The 14,300-nt window shown below is 72.7% G+C and carries 14 protein-coding genes; 4 read left to right on the top strand and 10 right to left on the bottom strand.

What is annotated here, in order from left to right; translation table 11 throughout:
• Positions 1 to 337: 337 nt before the first annotated feature.
• The 3 genes from AB0898_RS05220 to AB0898_RS05210 all read right to left on the bottom strand — a co-directional run bounded on the left by AB0898_RS05220 (position 338) and on the right by AB0898_RS05210 (position 2,685).
• On the bottom strand, positions 338 to 1,018 hold the full coding sequence (locus AB0898_RS05220) for a hypothetical protein (protein ID WP_366801463.1): 681 nt from the start codon (positions 1,016 to 1,018) through the stop codon (positions 338 to 340).
• Positions 1,015 to 1,641 carry a hypothetical protein gene (locus tag AB0898_RS05215; protein ID WP_366801462.1) on the bottom strand — a complete coding sequence of 209 codons (627 nt, stop codon included), beginning with the start codon at positions 1,639 to 1,641 and terminating at the stop codon, positions 1,015 to 1,017. The genes AB0898_RS05220 and AB0898_RS05215 overlap by 4 nt, the downstream gene beginning before the upstream one ends.
• A 192-nt stretch (positions 1,642 to 1,833) precedes the next feature.
• Complete coding sequence (locus AB0898_RS05210; RefSeq protein WP_366801461.1) at positions 1,834 to 2,685, bottom strand: aminoglycoside phosphotransferase family protein; 852 nt, start codon at positions 2,683 to 2,685, stop codon at positions 1,834 to 1,836.
• 274 nt (positions 2,686 to 2,959) lie between these two features.
• Here AB0898_RS05210 and AB0898_RS05205 point away from each other — a divergent pair, with 274 nt between their 5' ends.
• The 4 genes from AB0898_RS05205 to AB0898_RS05190 are packed head-to-tail and all read left to right on the top strand — an operon-like array spanning position 2,960 to position 5,526.
• The gene (locus tag AB0898_RS05205) at positions 2,960 to 3,715 is read left to right on the top strand and encodes a GNAT family N-acetyltransferase (protein WP_366801460.1); all 756 of its coding nucleotides are present in this window, start codon (positions 2,960 to 2,962) and stop codon (positions 3,713 to 3,715) included.
• 50 nt (positions 3,716 to 3,765) lie between these two features.
• Positions 3,766 to 3,990, top strand: coding sequence for a translation initiation factor IF-1 (infA, locus tag AB0898_RS05200; protein ID WP_161181672.1), 225 nt, complete (start codon positions 3,766 to 3,768; stop codon positions 3,988 to 3,990).
• Between the two features lie 46 nt (positions 3,991 to 4,036).
• Positions 4,037 to 4,864, top strand: coding sequence for an ATP-binding cassette domain-containing protein (locus tag AB0898_RS05195; RefSeq protein ID WP_366801459.1), 828 nt, complete (start codon positions 4,037 to 4,039; stop codon positions 4,862 to 4,864).
• Entirely contained in the window at positions 4,861 to 5,526 is a 666-nt protein-coding gene (locus AB0898_RS05190) for a hypothetical protein (RefSeq protein WP_366801458.1), read from the top strand. Before AB0898_RS05195 ends, AB0898_RS05190 begins: the two co-directional genes overlap by 4 nt.
• Positions 5,527 to 5,565: 39 nt before the next feature.
• Here the strand turns inward: AB0898_RS05190 and AB0898_RS05185 are convergent, their stop codons facing one another.
• The 7 genes from AB0898_RS05185 to rplT all read right to left on the bottom strand — a co-directional run bounded on the left by AB0898_RS05185 (position 5,566) and on the right by rplT (position 14,286).
• Complete coding sequence (locus AB0898_RS05185; protein WP_366801457.1) at positions 5,566 to 6,102, bottom strand: NUDIX hydrolase; 537 nt, start codon at positions 6,100 to 6,102, stop codon at positions 5,566 to 5,568.
• A 101-nt stretch (positions 6,103 to 6,203) separates the two neighbouring features.
• On the bottom strand, positions 6,204 to 7,544 hold the full coding sequence (locus tag AB0898_RS05180; RefSeq protein ID WP_366801456.1) for a transcriptional regulator: 1,341 nt from the start codon (positions 7,542 to 7,544) through the stop codon (positions 6,204 to 6,206).
• 347 nt (positions 7,545 to 7,891) lie between these two features.
• Positions 7,892 to 10,405, bottom strand: coding sequence for a phenylalanine--tRNA ligase subunit beta (gene pheT / locus AB0898_RS05175; protein ID WP_366801455.1), 2,514 nt, complete (start codon positions 10,403 to 10,405; stop codon positions 7,892 to 7,894).
• Complete coding sequence (pheS, locus tag AB0898_RS05170) at positions 10,405 to 11,526, bottom strand: phenylalanine--tRNA ligase subunit alpha (RefSeq protein WP_366801453.1); 1,122 nt, start codon at positions 11,524 to 11,526, stop codon at positions 10,405 to 10,407. Before pheS ends, pheT begins: the two co-directional genes overlap by 1 nt.
• 161 nt (positions 11,527 to 11,687) lie before the next feature.
• Positions 11,688 to 12,821, bottom strand: a complete 1,134-nt coding sequence (locus tag AB0898_RS05165; protein ID WP_366801452.1) for an ATP-binding protein — start codon at positions 12,819 to 12,821, stop codon at positions 11,688 to 11,690.
• Positions 12,822 to 12,872: 51 nt separating this feature from the next.
• On the bottom strand, positions 12,873 to 13,748 hold the full coding sequence (locus AB0898_RS05160) for an RNA methyltransferase (protein WP_366801451.1): 876 nt from the start codon (positions 13,746 to 13,748) through the stop codon (positions 12,873 to 12,875).
• Between the two features lie 154 nt (positions 13,749 to 13,902).
• Positions 13,903 to 14,286, bottom strand: coding sequence for a 50S ribosomal protein L20 (gene rplT / locus AB0898_RS05155; RefSeq protein WP_162469411.1), 384 nt, complete (start codon positions 14,284 to 14,286; stop codon positions 13,903 to 13,905).
• Positions 14,287 to 14,300 lie beyond the last annotated feature (14 nt).

Raw genomic sequence — 14,300 nt, 5'->3', positions numbered from 1 at the left:
CCTGGGGGCGACATGCCTCGATGTTCCCGGTGGTGGCCTGCTGCGGCGGGACTACGGGCTCGTGGAGATCAACTTCTCGCCGGACCAGCCAGGGCGGCAAGGGCAGATGGACTGCTACCGCGTATCCGCGTCCGCCGCCCGCATCCACGTCGTCGCTGGCCCTGACCCGTACGGGTCAGGCGCCCCAGATCCAAGCGGACATCACAGGGGCGACGTCTGGTCCGTCGACGTGTGGTGACCAGCCGGCGACCTCCCAGCAGCGTGCGTGATATCTCTTCGCTACGAGCAGCGGCGGGCAACGGTCCGAAGAGCGCGCCACCCGGCTGATCGTCCGCACTCAAGCCCCCGTGCCGCATCCAACCGGCCAGCCCGCAGGCCAATGTGGGTTCGGCATGCCGTCATCGCCCATGTGTGCCCGCTGCCAGATCCCTTTCCAGTGGAACGGCGTCTCCGGGACGAACCGGTGCGGCTGTCCGCACGGGCATGGCGCCAGCACCCACGCGCACGCACGGCACAGCTCCACCCAGCCGTGCCCGGTCGAGTTCGACACCGGCGGTCTCTCGTCCCCGCAGGCGGGGCAGCCGGGGAGGTCGGCGCCGTCCAGAATCGCGTTCTGTCGCCGGACGTACTCAGGCAGCCGCAGCGACGGATGGCGAAACGGGTCTTCGTACCAGGCGCGGTTCGGGCCCTCCCACCAGCTCCGCAGCCACCATGGTCGCGGATTCACTACAGCCCGCCGCCCCGCCCGCTTCTCCGCCCGGCGTTGCGCGGCGTACTCCTCCGCTCGCGTGAGCCACAGCACCCGCGCCTCACGCAGTTCTTCCACCGCCCGCACCAGCGCGTCCGGGTCCGCCTCCAGTTGCCGGGGGATCGCGGCGCTGAGCGTGAGGTGGTGGTACGTCGCCCGGAAGCCGTACGGAGCGAAGAGGGTGACGCAGGTCCGCAGCGCGCTGTGGCGGCGGAGGAGGGGGAGCCGGTCGTCGTGCACGTGCGCTCGGTGGGTCAGGAAGCCGGTCATCGTGCGGGCGCCAGGTCCAGTGCCCGTGCCAGGGCGGCAGTGATGGCGGCGGCGTGTGCCGGCAGGTGTTGTTCAGCCCAGCTTCCGGCAAGACCGAGGAAGTCCTGCATATCCTGCCGGGCGCCTGCGACGAGCCGGCGTGCCTGGTCCACCGGCAGCTCGGTCACCGGGCTGCCGTCCGTCCCGTAAACGTCGAACGTCAGCCGGACAATGTCGCCAACGCGTTCGGCCACCGACGACGGATCGTGGCCGAAGTAGGAGCAGCCGGTGCCGTCGAGCACCTCCAGCCAGTCCCGCCAGGTCTCCAGGCCGTTGCAGCAGCCCGGCTCGACGAAGACGGTGTCGGTGGCGTTCTCGGTTACCCGGAACCCTCCGGCGGCGAACAGGTCCGGCATGGTGAGCAGCCCGTGCAGGAATGTGCCGAGCGGGTCGGTCGGGCACGGCCCGTGCTCCTCCTCCGGCTCAAAGGCGTTGCAGTCGGCGATCTGCCTGACCGCCGTGCCGACCTCCGCCGGGGTGAGTTCCCCGTTCAGCACGAGGTAGCGGTATGACTCGTGCTCGCCAACCGGCCAGAGCGCGAAGTCGTCAGCGGCGGAGATCTCCAGAACGGGTTGCATCACCATCACCTGGGGATGATGCCGGACCCCGCTGCTGCACCGCCATGGGCTTTCAGCCGGCATCGGGCTCGGAGCGGGCCCGCGGAAGATCTGGGTCGAGGGCGGTCTTCCGGCTGTTTCCCCAGCCTCACATCGAGGGCCGCTCACTGGAATCCCAGGGGCGGCCCTCAACGGCGTGCGGCAGTGGTGAAGCCGCACTCAGCCAAGCGTGTCCCTGCCGTCGCGGTCGAGTGCCGTCCTGATCCGGCCGAGCCACTCCGTGCCCAGTCGGGGGCCGTCCGGGAGCTGGTCGTCGCGGTCCCACCGCCAGGCGGTGACGATCGCCAGGACGAGAGTCCGGCACTGGCGCAGCAGTACGTGATCCACGCCGGGATACCGCTCCCCCACTTCCTCGGGCGCGTGGGCGAGGTCGAACTCGACGGGGCCGTGGCAGCACGTCTCGAAGTCGATGAACACGGGCCCGCTCTGCGTGGCGAGCACGTTGCCGGGGTGCGGTTCTCCGTGCAGGAGTTGCTCGGGCGCGCCACGGGCGGCGATCGCTCGGCCCAGGTCTCGTAGCGTGCCGGCGAGCAGTTCCCGGTCGGCGTCGGCGAGTGCCGGGGTGCGGTCGTGGTCCGCCACGAGTCGGCGGGCCTGCTCGACGCGGTCGGTGAACCGGGGGGCCGGTACGTCCAGGGCGCGCATGCCGGCGTGCAGCCGCTGGAGCGCGTCGGCGTAATCACAGAGCGGGAGTTCGTGGGGCGGCGCGGGGGCGTAGTACGTCCAGAGGGTGATCGCGAAGCCGTCGCGCTCGTGGACGCGCGGTTCCAGGCCCGGCGCGAGCGCGGCCACCGGGCTGCCGGACCGGGCGAGGCGCCGGGCGATCCCGACCTCGAACCGGGCGACTTGACGTGCCGGCGGGGCGACCCGGGCGACGACGTCGCAGGGCAGCAGTCGCAGGGTGAGTTTGTTGGAGTCGTGCAGGACGATCGCGTCGTCGGAGCGAAGACCGAGCGCCGAGGCGGTCGACAGGGCGGCGGCCGTCGCGCGCCGGCGCTCTGGTGCCCGCATCCCCTGCCCCCTCCCCCGGGCGCCGTCAGGACGATCCCGTCGACGCGGCTCCGGCACCGTACCAACACGTCGCGGAGGGCGCCGCCGGGAAAAGAGTTGGCCCCGGACCTGGTCGGGCTGGTAGCTTGCGGGGGACCGTGGCTTGGATTGAGGAGGTGAGACCCATGAACGCTGTAGTGAAGTGGGTGCTCCCTCTGTGTGTCACGGTGTGCGACTGATCCAGGTGTCGTCGGGAGCGTCTGTTCGACAAGGCATTCCTGAAAGGCGAACACCTATGGACACTGTGCACATCACGCGGGCCGACGAGGCGCGCTGGGAGGCCGTGGACGACGGCCGGACCGTCGGACACGGCGATGTCTCGCACCGCCCCGACGGGCGGGTCTTCATCAGCGTCGACGTATGGCAGGACGCGGTCTTCGACGAGCTCGCCGCCGCGATGCTGGCCGGTCTCACCGGACCGGTCCACACCCTGGCCGGCGAGGACGACCACGAGCTGACGGCGAAGTGGGAGCGACTCGGCTTCACCGTCGCACGCCGTGAGCGGGAGTACGTGCTGCCCACCGGCCCGGACCAGGACACACCGCCGCTTCCGGCGGGCGTGACCGTCCTGCCCGCGGGCCAGGCGGACGAAGCCCGGCTGCGCGCGCTGGACCGTGTGATCCGCGAGGAGGTCGAGGCCACCGTCGGCTGGCACACCATGCCCGCCGAGGTGCGCCCCCGCCCGGCCGGGGACACCCTGGTGGACCCGTCGAAGTACGCGGTGGCGGTCCGGGACGGCGAGTACGCCGGGCTGGTCCGGGTCGTGCCCGTCCGTACCCGTGCGAGGATCGGTCTGCTCGCCGTACGGTCCGGCCTGCGCCGCCACGGCATCGGGCGCGCCCTGCTGGCCCACGCGCTGGGCGCGCTGCACCGGGACGGCATCGGCTCCGCCTGGGCCGAGGTGGACGAGACCAACACCGCGGCGATCGTGCTGGCCGAGAGCGCCGGCGCCCGGCGATCGGGCGGCTATCTGGAACTGGTGCGCCGCTGACCCGAGCACGCACCGAGACAACAACCCCGACAAGAGAGAATCGAGCGACCTTGGCAAGAACACCGAAGGGCCTGGAACTTGAGGGCACCGTCCTCGAATGCCTGCGCAACGCCAACTTCAAGGTGGAGCTGCAGAACGGCCACCACGTACTCGCGCACATCAGCGGCAAGATCCGGAAGAACTACATCCGCATCCTCCCGTACGACCGCGTCCTCGTGGAACTCAGCCCGTACGACCTGACCCGCGGCCGTATCCTCTACCGCTACCGCAACTGACCGGCGGGAAACGCACCGGGCCCGCCGCCCTCCCTATGCTGACCCGATGAGGCTTGAGGAAGTCGGGCTGCGTTACGGGTGGCGTGGGCCCTGGGTGCTGCGTGATGTCCGACTGGACGTGCCCGCAGGTGAACTGATCCGCGTTCAAGGGATCAACGGCTGCGGGAAGTCCACCCTGCTGCGTGTCGTCGCGGGGGCCGTACGGCCCGCGCGGGGGCGCGTGGTGGGACGGGCCGGCCGGGCCGCGTACGTACCCGAGCGGTTCCCCGCCACGCTGCCGTTCACCTCCGTGCAGTACCTCCGGCTCATGGGCCAGGCTCACGGGCTGGCCCCGGCGGAGGCCGAACGGCGCGGGAGACGGCTCCTTGAGCGCTTCGGCGCCGGGGCGTACGCGGAACAGCCGCTCGCCCGGCTCTCCAAGGGGACCTGTCAGAAGGTGGCGGTCGCACAGGCGCTGCTCGGCGAGCCCGCGCTGCTGGTGCTGGACGAGGCGTGGACCGGCCTCGACGCGGAGTCGCGCGGTGAGCTGGACGAGGCCGTGGAACAGCGGGTGGCCGACGGCACGACCGTCGTCTACGTCGACCACGCCCCGGCCCGGCTCGCGGACCACACCCGTCTGCGGTGGGCGGTCGGCGACGGCACGGTGACCGCGACCCGGCAGGCCACCACCCCCGTGGTGTCGATCGAGTACACGGGCGGCCCCGACGACCCGGCCGCGCTGCCGGGCGTGCACGCGGTGACCGCCCTGCCGGACGGCGCCGTACGGCTGCGGACCGACGAGGACCACTCCGACGCCCTGCTCCGCGCACTGCTCACCGCCCCGCCGGGCGGCGACGGCACCCATATCCGCCGGGTGAGCGGCGGCCGGCGATGAGGGCCCTGCTCCGCTATCAGACCGCTCTTCTCGTGCGCTCCCAGCGCTGGCTGCCGCCCGTCCTGCTCTATCTGGGGCTCCTCGCGATCTCCCTGGACGGTCAGTCCTCGCTGGGCAGCCAGCTCGGCTGGAACGCGGCCGCGCTGGTGCCCGCCCTCGCCTGGCTCACCCGGGCGCTCCCGGCGGCGGAGCCGCCCGCCGCGCGGGCCTGTCTCGCCGCGGCGGCCGGTGCGCGCCGGCCGCAGTACGCCGCGCTGGCCGTCACGTTCGCGGTCGGTCTGCTGCTGGTGCTGGTCGCGGCGGGGGCCGCGCTGCCGGCCTGCCGGGTGCCCCGGGGCATGGCGGGCGTGACGGTGCTCGGTGACGGGCTGGCCGTGGGGCTGGTCTGTCTGCTGGCGGGCAGCGCGCTCGGCGCGGTCTGCACCCCGTCGCTGGTGCGTACGACGGCGGGCGCGGCGGGCGCGCTGATCGTCGGCTCGGTGCTGCTGCTGGTCCTCTCCGGTTCCCCGGCGAACGCCGCCGTCCGCGCGGCCTACTCCTCCGGCGCGCATTTCCCGGCGCTGCCCCTGCTGCTCGCGCTCCCCCTGGCCGCCGCCTGCTGGTGGGCCTCCGCCTGGGCGGCGGGGCGCGGGGCGGCCGCGGCCGACCGGGAATCGGGCTGAGGACCGCCGCCTACGACGGTCCCCCACCCCCGAGCGCCCTCACCCCTCCGTCAGCCGCAGATGGTGCAGCAGCAGTAACGCGGCCGCCATGTTCGCCGCCGGGACCTCGCCCCGGGCGATCAGGTCCGGGACGATTTTCAGGGGCACCCACTCGCGCCGGTCGGACTCGAAGTCGTCGACGGGCGGGCCGAGATACTCGCCCCGGTCGGACCAGTAGATGTGGTGCCGGGCGTCGGTGAGGCCGTTGGACGGCTCGACGCTCATGAGGTGGTGCAGCGGGCCGGGGCGCCAGCCCGTCTCCTCCTCCAGTTCCCGGGCGGCCGCGCCCGCGATGTCCTCGCCGTCCTCCACCACGCCGGCGGGCAGTTCCCAGCCCCAGCTGTCGGTGATGAAACGGTGCCGCCACAGCAGGAGGACCTCGTTGGCCTCGTTGACCACCGTGGCGACGGCGACCGGCCGCAGCCGGATCATGAAGTGATCGAGGTGCCTGCCGTCCGGCAGCTCCACGTCCGCCAGGTTGACGCTGAACCAGCGGTTTGCGTACACAGTCTGCTCGTTCTGTTTCGTCCACTGCACGGTTCTGCCACCTTCCGCCGAGTCAGTGGCAATATCGCAGCAGGGACAAGGACCGGCCTACCGTGCGCCCGGCCACCTGCATCCACACGCCCCGCCTGCTTCTACAGGGGCACGCGCAGCGCCCCGTCGATCAGTTCCGCCGCCTCCGCCGCCCCGGCCGAGCCGAAGCGCACCAGATGTTCGCGCACCTCTCTGAGTCTCTCCCGCAGCCGGCGCGACTCCATGCCACGCGCCTGCTCGGCCATCTGAACGGCGGTCGCGACGGCGTGCTCGGCATCGCCCTGGCGCAGCTCGATCGTGCTGAGCATGGCGAGTCGGTGCACGCGGCCCCGGTCGTGCGCCGGGTTGTCCACCGCGGCGGCGGCGTGCTCGCGCGCGGCGGCGAGTTCCCCGAGGCTGAGCAGCGCCTCGGCCACCTGGACGTTGACCAGACCGGGCTGGACGTACCCGGTCTCGTCGGGCTCGTGCCCGCGCCGGATGTGCTCGGCCGCCGTCTCCGCGCGCCGGATGCAGGACAACGCGCCCCCGGTGTCGCCGAGATGGGCGTACGCCTTGGCCTGCATCGCGTACAGGTCGGAAGCGAGCGCCGGGGTGATGTGCCGCCCCGCCGCCCGCAGCGCCGCCTCCGCGAAGGCGACCGCCTGCCGGAACTCCCGCATGTGCAGGGACTGGTTGACCAGCAGCGCTATGACGTAGGCCCCAAAGCCCCGGTCCCCGCTGGCCTTTGCGAGCCGCAGCGCCTGGTGGAAGTAGCGCTGGGCGAGTCCATGGGCGTCGGAGTCGTAGGCGCAGATGCCGGCGACGGCCACCAGTCCGCCGGTGGCGCGGTGGAGTTGGCGGCCGGTGGCGTCGGTGTAGCTGCCGCGCAGGAGCGGGGCCGCCTCGGCGTTGAGGAAGCCGATGATGCGGGTGCGGGTCGCGATGCCGCCCGCCTTGCGGTACATCTGCTCGTAGTGGGCGCGGGCCGCGCGCAGGGTGTCCAGGTCGGTCTGGGTGACCCGGTGGCGGCCGCCGCGCGAGACGTCGGTGTCCTCGGGCGGGTTCTCCCACTCCCACACCGGCATCACGGCGGGCGTGCCGGTCACGGCCGGCGCCCCCAGGACGTGCGGGCGCTGCTGTTCGTCCGAGCGCCACAGCGCGGTGGCGCGCTCCACGAACCCGGAGAGCGAACCGGCGTGCGCCACGGCCACCCCGCCGGGCACCCCGAGCCCGATGTCGTCCAGCGTGACCGGCCGCCGCAGCCGCAGGGCCAGCACCTCGCAGATCAGGTCGGGCACCTGGCCGCGCGGCCGCTGGCCCTTCAACCACCGTGCCACAGCGGTGTGTTCGTACCGCAGTACGAGGCCGCGGCCGCGGCCCGCCTGGTTGACGCGCACGGCGAGACCGGCGTGCGAGACGCCCGCCTCGTCCAGGATCGCGTCGAGCAGAGTGTTGGGCTGCATGGCATCGCCCCCCGGGGTGGCCTGGTGCCGTAAGCGTAGTGCGTTCGGCTTCACACGGGGTGTGAACGGAATACGTCCACCCATGCGGTGTGCGCGCTGTCGCCGGGTGGGGCGGAGCGGGTTCACTGGGTGCCTCGCGCGAGGCCGGCCGGGTCGCCCGCTCCCCCTCAAACGGCGGCGGCCCGGTCTTCTCGGCCCGCGCGAGAGCCGGGGCGCGGACCTGAGACCGGTTGCCGCGCGCCCGGCGAGACCGCCCCGAGGGGGCCGGAAACGGCGGCGGCCGGTCGTGGGACTTCCCACGACCGGCCGCCGCCGTCACATGCGCTCCGACGAAGCACCCCGAAAGGTCAGCCCCGCAGGACCGCCCCCGTGCGCTCGCCCGCGAGGGCGACCGCCGCGTCCCGCGCGGCCGACGCCTCGTCCACCGTCAGCGTGCGGTCGGCGGCGCGGAAGCGCAGCGCGTACGCGAGCGACTTGCGGCCGTCGCCGAGCTGCTCGGCGTTCTCGTAGACGTCGAACAGCCGGATGGACTCCAGGAGTTCACCCGCGCCGTCGCGCAGCGCGGCCTCGACCTCGGCGGCCGGCACGGGCTTGTCGACCACGAGGGCGACGTCCTGCGTGGCCACCGGGAAGGCGGAGATGCCCGGCGCCTGCGGGGTGTCGTCGCCGACCCGCTCCAGGGCATCGAGGTCCAGCTCCATCGCGGAGGTGCGCTCGGGCAGGCCGAGGGCCTTGAGCACGCGCGGGTGCAGCTCGCCCGCGTGACCGACGACCCGCTCGGCGCCGTCCTCGACGACGAGCAGCTCGGCGCAGCGGCCGGGGTGCCACGGGCCGTACTGGCCCTTGCGGATGACGAGTTCGGCGCCCGCCTCGCGGGCGACGGTCCGCGCGGCCTCGATCGCGTCGGCCCAGTCGGCCGGGCGGCCCTTGCCCCACCAGCCGGCCTGCTCGCGCGCCCCGGCGAGGACGGCGGCGACATGGCGCGGCTGCTCGGGCAGCGCGGCGTTCAGCTCGGCGAGCTGCTCGTCGGTGGGCCGGCGGTCGGCCGGCGGGTGCACGGCGGCGGCGCGCCCGGCGCGGGGCAGGAAGACCAGACCCGTCTCGAAGAGCGCCAGGTCGTGCGAGCCCCGGCCGTCGTTGCGGCGCAGCGCGCCGAGCAGACCCGGCAGCAGCGTGGTGCGCAGCACGGGCTCTTCGTCGTTCAGCGGGTTGGCGAGCCTCACGACCCGTCGGGCCGGGTCCTCGGCGTCCAGGCCCAGCTGGTCGAAGACCTGCTCGGAGACGAACGGGTAGTTCGGCGCCTCGACGTACCCGGCGCCGGCCAGCGCGCGGCCGGCCTTGCGGTGCAGCCGCTGGCGGTGCGTGAGACCGCGCCCGGAGGTGGGCCGGGGCAGCGTGGAGGGCAGGTTCTCGTAGCCCTCCAGGCGGATGACCTCCTCCGCGAGGTCGTTGGCCTCGGCGAGGTCGGGCCGCCAGGACGGGACGGTGACGATCAGCTCGTCCTGCCCGTACACGTCGCAGCCGATCTCCTGGAGCCGGCGGACGACGGTCTCGCGGCCGTACGTCACGCCCGCGACCTTGTCCGGGTGGTCGGCCGGGATGGTGATGCTGTGCGGCGCGGAGGGCGCGATGATCTCGGTGACCCCGGCCTCGGCCGTGCCGCCCGCGAGCAGCACGAGGAGGTCCACGGTCCGCTGCGCGGCGGCCGCGGTGGCCTGCGGGTCGACACCGCGCTCGAAGCGCCGGGACGCCTCGGAGGACAGCTTGTGGCGGCGGGCGGTGCGCGCGACCGAGACGGCGTTGAAGTGCGCGGCCTCGATGACCACGTCGGTGGTGGAGTGCGCCTCGTCGTCGTGGTCGGCGATCTCGGTGTTGCGGCCGCCCATGACACCGGCGAGGCCGATCGGGCCGCGCTCGTCGGTGATGACGAGGTCCTCGGCGTGCAGCGTGCGCTCGACGCCGTCGAGGGTGACGAGCTTCTCGCCCTCCTCGGCCCGGCGCACGCCGATGGTGCCCTGGACCAGCGAGCGGTCGTAGGCGTGCAGCGGCTGGCCCAGCTCGGTCATCACGTAGTTGGTGACGTCCACGGCGAGCGAGACCGGGCGGATGCCGACCTTCTGCAGCCGGCGGCGCAGCCAGATCGGGGAGCGGGCCTCGGGGCTCAGACCGGTGACGGTCCGGGCGGTGAAGCGGTCGCAGCCCATCGGCTCGGAGACCTTGACCGGGTAGCCGAAGGCGTTCGGCGCGGGCACGTCGATCAGGGCGGGGTCGCGCAGCGGCAGGCCGTAGGCGATGGCGGTCTCGCGGGCGACGCCCCGGATGGACAGGCAGTCGCCGCGGTTGGCGGTGACGGCGATGTCCAGGACCTCGTCGACCAGTTCCAGGAGCTCGATGGCGTCCTGGCCGGTCTCGGTCTCCGGCGGCAGCACGATGATGCCGTGGGTGCCGTCGTCGCCCATGCCCAGCTCGTCGGTGGAGCAGATCATGCCGTGGGAGGTCTTGCCGTACGTCTTGCGGGCGGCGATCGCGAAGTCGCCGGGCAGGACGGCGCCGGGCAGCACCACGACGACCTTGTCGCCGACGGAGAAGTTGCGGGCGCCGCAGACGATCTCCTGCGGCTCGCCGGTGCCGTTGGCGGTGCCGACGTCGACCGTGCAGAAGCGGATCGGCTTCTTGAAGCCCTCCAGCTCCTCGATGGTCAGCACCTGACCGACGACGAGAGGGCCCTTGAGGCCGGCGCCGAGCTGCTCGACGGTCTCGACCTCGAGGCCGGAGTCGATGAGCTTGGCCTGTACGTCACGGCCGGTCTCGGACTCCGGCAGGTCGACGTACTCCCGCAGCCAGGAAAGCGGGACACGCATCAGATCTCCATCCCGAACGGCCGGGTGAACCGGACGTCACCCTCGACCATGTCTCGCATGTCTTCGACGTTGTGGCGGAACATCAGCATCCGCTCGATGCCGAACCCGAAGGCGAACCCGCTGTACTTCTCGGGGTCGACGCCGCAGGCGGTCAGCACCTTGGGGTTGACCATGCCGCAGCCGCCCAGCTCGATCCAGCCCTCGCTGGAGCAGGTACGGCAGGGCCGGTCGGGGTTGCCGACGGAGGCGCCCCGGCAGACGTAGCAGACCATGTCCATCTCGGCGGACGGCTCGGTGAACGGGAAGAAGTTCGGCCGCAGCCGGGTCTTCATGTCCGGGCCGAAGAGCGCCTGGACCATGTGGTCCAGGGTGCCCTTGAGGTCGGCCATGGTCAGGCCCTCGTCGATGGCGAGCAGCTCGACCTGGTGGAAGACCGGGGTGTGGGTGGCGTCCAGCTCGTCGGTGCGGTAGACGCGGCCCGGGCAGATCACGTAGACCGGCGGCTCGCGGTCGAGCAGCGAACGGATCTGGACCGGCGAGGTGTGGGTGCGCAGGACGACGCCGGACTCGGCCTCGCCCTTCTCGCCCCGCACGAAGAACGTGTCCTGCTCACCTCGGGCCGGGTGGTCCGGGCCGATGTTGAGAGCGTCGAAGTTGAACCACTCGGCCTCGGCCTCGGGGCCCTCGGCGACCTCGTAGCCCATGGCCACGAAGACGTCCTCGATGCGCTCGGAGAGCGTGGTCAGCGGGTGGCGGGCACCGGCGGGGACGCGGTCGTACGGCAGCGTGACGTCGACGTCCTCCTCGACCAGCACGCGGGCGTCCCGCTCGGCCTCCAGCTCCACCTGGCGGCCGGCCAGCGCCTTGTTCACCGCGCCACGGGCCATGCCGACACGCTTGCCGGCCTCGGCCTTGGCGTGCGGGGGCAGGGCGCCGATCTCGCGGTTGGCCAGCGACAGCGGGGAGGCGGGGCCGGTGTGGGCGACCTTGGCCTCGTGCAGCGCGTCGAGGGAGTCCGCGGCACGGAAGGCGGCGAGCGCCTCGTCCCGCATACGCTCGATCTCTTCCGGTTTCAACGCCTCGACCTCGACCGGGTCGTACGACTTATTCGGTGCCGACATCTCTTCCTGTGCTTCCGATTGGCCCCCAGCTACGGCTGGGAGGTGCCCCGGCTGATGGTCCCCGTCACCGGCGCCGGGACTCGCCAGGGCCGCGTGCGGGACACAAAGGTGCCAGGGGCCGAGTCTAACGGGGACGGGGTGGGCGGATGGCCCGTGGGCGCCTAGGCCAGATAGGCCGGGGTGCTCACGGGCAACGTAAATCGGAACTGCGCGCCGCCGCCGGGGGCGCGGCCGACCGTGATGGAGCCGCCGTGGGCTTCGACGATGCCCTTGACGATGTAGAGCCCGAGGCCGGTGCCACCGCGCTTGCTGCCCCGCCAGAAGCGGGTGAAGACGCGGTTCATGGATTCCTCCGGGATGCCGGGCCCCTCGTCGCTCACCGTGACCGACGTGCCTGTCTCCTCGCCCTCGCGCGGGGAGGGCGCGGGCGTGACGTCGATTGTGACGGTTCCGGCGCCGTGGCGCACGGCGTTTTCCAGCAGGTTGCTCAGCACCTGGTCGACCTTGTCGGGGTCGGCCCACAGGCCGGGCAGCGGGTTCTCCACGCGCAGCAGGAACCGGTCGGCCGCCTGGCCCGCGGCCACATGGGCCTGGATGTGCCGTCCGACGGCGGCGCCTATGTCGACGGGCTGACGGCGCACCTCCAGGCGGCCGCTGTCGATGCGGGAGATGTCGAGCAGCTCGGCGATGAGCCGGGTGACCCGGTCGGCGTCGGCGTCGACGGTCTCCAGCATCAGCCGCTTCTGGTCGTCGGTGAACCGCTCCCACTTGGCGAGCAGGGTCGCGGTGAAGCCCTTGACGGAGGTCAGCGGGGAGCGCAGTTCGTGGGCGACGGTGGCGATCAGCTCGGCGTGGCTGCGCTCGGTGCGGTGCCGGGCCTCGGTGTCACGCAGGGTGACGACGAGGCGCTGGACGGGGCCGAGGGGCTCGGCGCGCACGTACCGTGCGGAGACCAGCACCTCGCGGCCGCCGGGCAGCAGCAGGTTGCGCTCGGGCTGGCGGACGCGGATGGCGAGGCCGCCGTACGGATCGGTGAGCTGCCACCAGCGCCTGCCCTCCAGGTCCTCCAGCGGCAGCGCCTTCTCCAGGGGCTCGCCGAGGGCGTCGGCGGCGCGTACGGCGGTGACGCGGGTGGCGGCGGCGTTGAAGCAGACGACCCGGCCGTGCTCGTCGGCGACCACCAGGCCGTCGGGCAGCTGGTCGGGGTCGATACCGGCCGGGGCCTGGAACGCGGCTCCGGGCGCGCGGCGCAGCTCACGCCCGTCCGGCGCGGTGCTCGTGCCGACCACACTCATCCCCGTACCCCACCTCTCAGGCTGCGCAGGGCCCCCGAGTGGGTCACCCTACTAGCTGTTGGTGACGGAACGGCACCCTCCGGGGGCGCGCTGTGCACGGGCCGACGCGTAGAGACATACGGCGGCGGCGGTGGCGAGGTTCAGGCTCTCGGCCTTTCCGTGGATGGGGACGCTGACCACGGCGTCGGCGAGCGCGCGGGTCTCCTCCGGGAGTCCCCACGCCTCGTTGCCGAACACCCAGGCGGTGGGGTCGCCCATCGCGCCCTTGTCCAGCTCCTCGTCCAGGTCGCGGTCTCCGGCGCCGTCGGCGGCGAGGATGCGCACCCCGGCGTCCTTCAGCCCCTGGACGGCCTGCTCGACGGGGACGCCCACGGCGACGGGCAGATGGAACAGGGAGCCGACGGAGGCGCGGACGGCCTTGGGGTTGTACAGGTCCACGGAGGCGTCGGTGAGGATCACGGCCTCGGCGCCCGCGGCGTCCGCGCAGCGCAGCACGGTGCCCGCGTTGCCGGGGTCGCGCACGTGGGCGAGGACGGCGACGAGCTTGGGCCGGGCGGCGAGGACGTCCTCGAACGGGGTGTCCAGGAACCGGCACACCCCGACCAGGCCCTGCGGGGTGACGGTGGTGGAGATGTCGGCGATGACCTCCTCGGAGGCCAGGTGCACCCGGGCTCCGGCGTCCCGCGCCTCGGCGACGATGTCGGCGTAGCGCTCCGCGGCCTCGACGGTGGCGAACAGCTCGACCAGCGTGGCCCCGCCGTCGGTCCCCCGGTGCGCGGCCCCCTCCCGCACGGCCTGCGGCCCCTCGGCGAGAAACAGCCGGTCCTTCCCCCGGAAGTTCCGCCGCGCGAGCCGCCGGGCGGCACTGACGCGTGAGGACCGGGGGGAGATCAGCTCGGGGGTGGCGTCGGGGGTTTCGGGGGCCATCAGAAATTTCACCTCGGGTTGTCCCGTCGCGACGGCGCTCGACCACGACGGCGGATTTCGACGGTGCCGAACCAGCTGCACCACACACAGAGAACGGACCCGCAGGCCGAAGCCCGCGGGTCCGTAGTCACGTCGGCTCAGAGCCAGCGCAGCGTCACGCAGCCTTGGGGGCGTTGACGTCGGCCGGGAGGGCCTTCTGCGCGACCTCGACGAGCGCGGCGAACGCGCCGGCGTCGTTGACGGCCAGCTCGGCCAGGATCTTGCGGTCGACCTCGACGTTCGCGGCCTTCAGACCCTGGATGAGGCGGTTGTACGTCATGCCGTTCTGGCGGGCCGCAGCGTTGATGCGCTGGATCCACAGCTGACGGAAGTCGCCCTTGCGCTTCTTGCGGTCGTTGTAGTTGTAGACCAGCGAGTGGGTGACCTGCTCCTTGGCCTTGCGGTACAGGCGCGAACGCTGACCGCGGTAGCCGGAGGCCGCCTCGAGGATCGCCCGGCGCTTCTTGTGGGCGTTGACTGCCCGCTTGACGCGTGCCACTTTTTTAACTCCTT

This window comes from Streptomyces sp. NPDC005435, assembly GCF_040703155.1.
GTDB lineage: Bacteria > Actinomycetota > Actinomycetes > Streptomycetales > Streptomycetaceae > Streptomyces.
The sequence above is the reverse complement of the archived record's forward strand: the minus strand, read 5'-3'. Positions and strand labels throughout refer to the sequence as shown.

Bases quoted from the DNA above. Each gene is read 5' to 3' on its own strand.
- AB0898_RS05215 (WP_366801462.1), bottom strand. From the start codon at position 1,641: ATGGTGATGCAACCCGTTCTGGAGATCTCCGCCGCTGACGACTTCGCG.
- AB0898_RS05210 (WP_366801461.1), bottom strand. From the start codon at position 2,685: ATGCGGGCACCAGAGCGCCGGCGCGCGACGGCCGCCGCCCTGTCGACC.
- AB0898_RS05180 (WP_366801456.1), bottom strand. From the start codon at position 7,544: ATGCAGCCCAACACTCTGCTCGACGCGATCCTGGACGAGGCGGGCGTC.
- pheS (WP_366801453.1), bottom strand. From the start codon at position 11,526: ATGTCGGCACCGAATAAGTCGTACGACCCGGTCGAGGTCGAGGCGTTG.
- AB0898_RS05205 (WP_366801460.1), top strand. From the start codon at position 2,960: ATGGACACTGTGCACATCACGCGGGCCGACGAGGCGCGCTGGGAGGCC.
- AB0898_RS05220 (WP_366801463.1), bottom strand. From the start codon at position 1,018: ATGACCGGCTTCCTGACCCACCGAGCGCACGTGCACGACGACCGGCTC.
- AB0898_RS05165 (WP_366801452.1), bottom strand. From the start codon at position 12,821: ATGAGTGTGGTCGGCACGAGCACCGCGCCGGACGGGCGTGAGCTGCGC.
- AB0898_RS05190 (WP_366801458.1), top strand. From the start codon at position 4,861: ATGAGGGCCCTGCTCCGCTATCAGACCGCTCTTCTCGTGCGCTCCCAG.
- pheT (WP_366801455.1), bottom strand. From the start codon at position 10,405: ATGCGTGTCCCGCTTTCCTGGCTGCGGGAGTACGTCGACCTGCCGGAG.
- AB0898_RS05195 (WP_366801459.1), top strand. From the start codon at position 4,037: ATGAGGCTTGAGGAAGTCGGGCTGCGTTACGGGTGGCGTGGGCCCTGG.
- AB0898_RS05160 (WP_366801451.1), bottom strand. From the start codon at position 13,748: ATGGCCCCCGAAACCCCCGACGCCACCCCCGAGCTGATCTCCCCCCGG.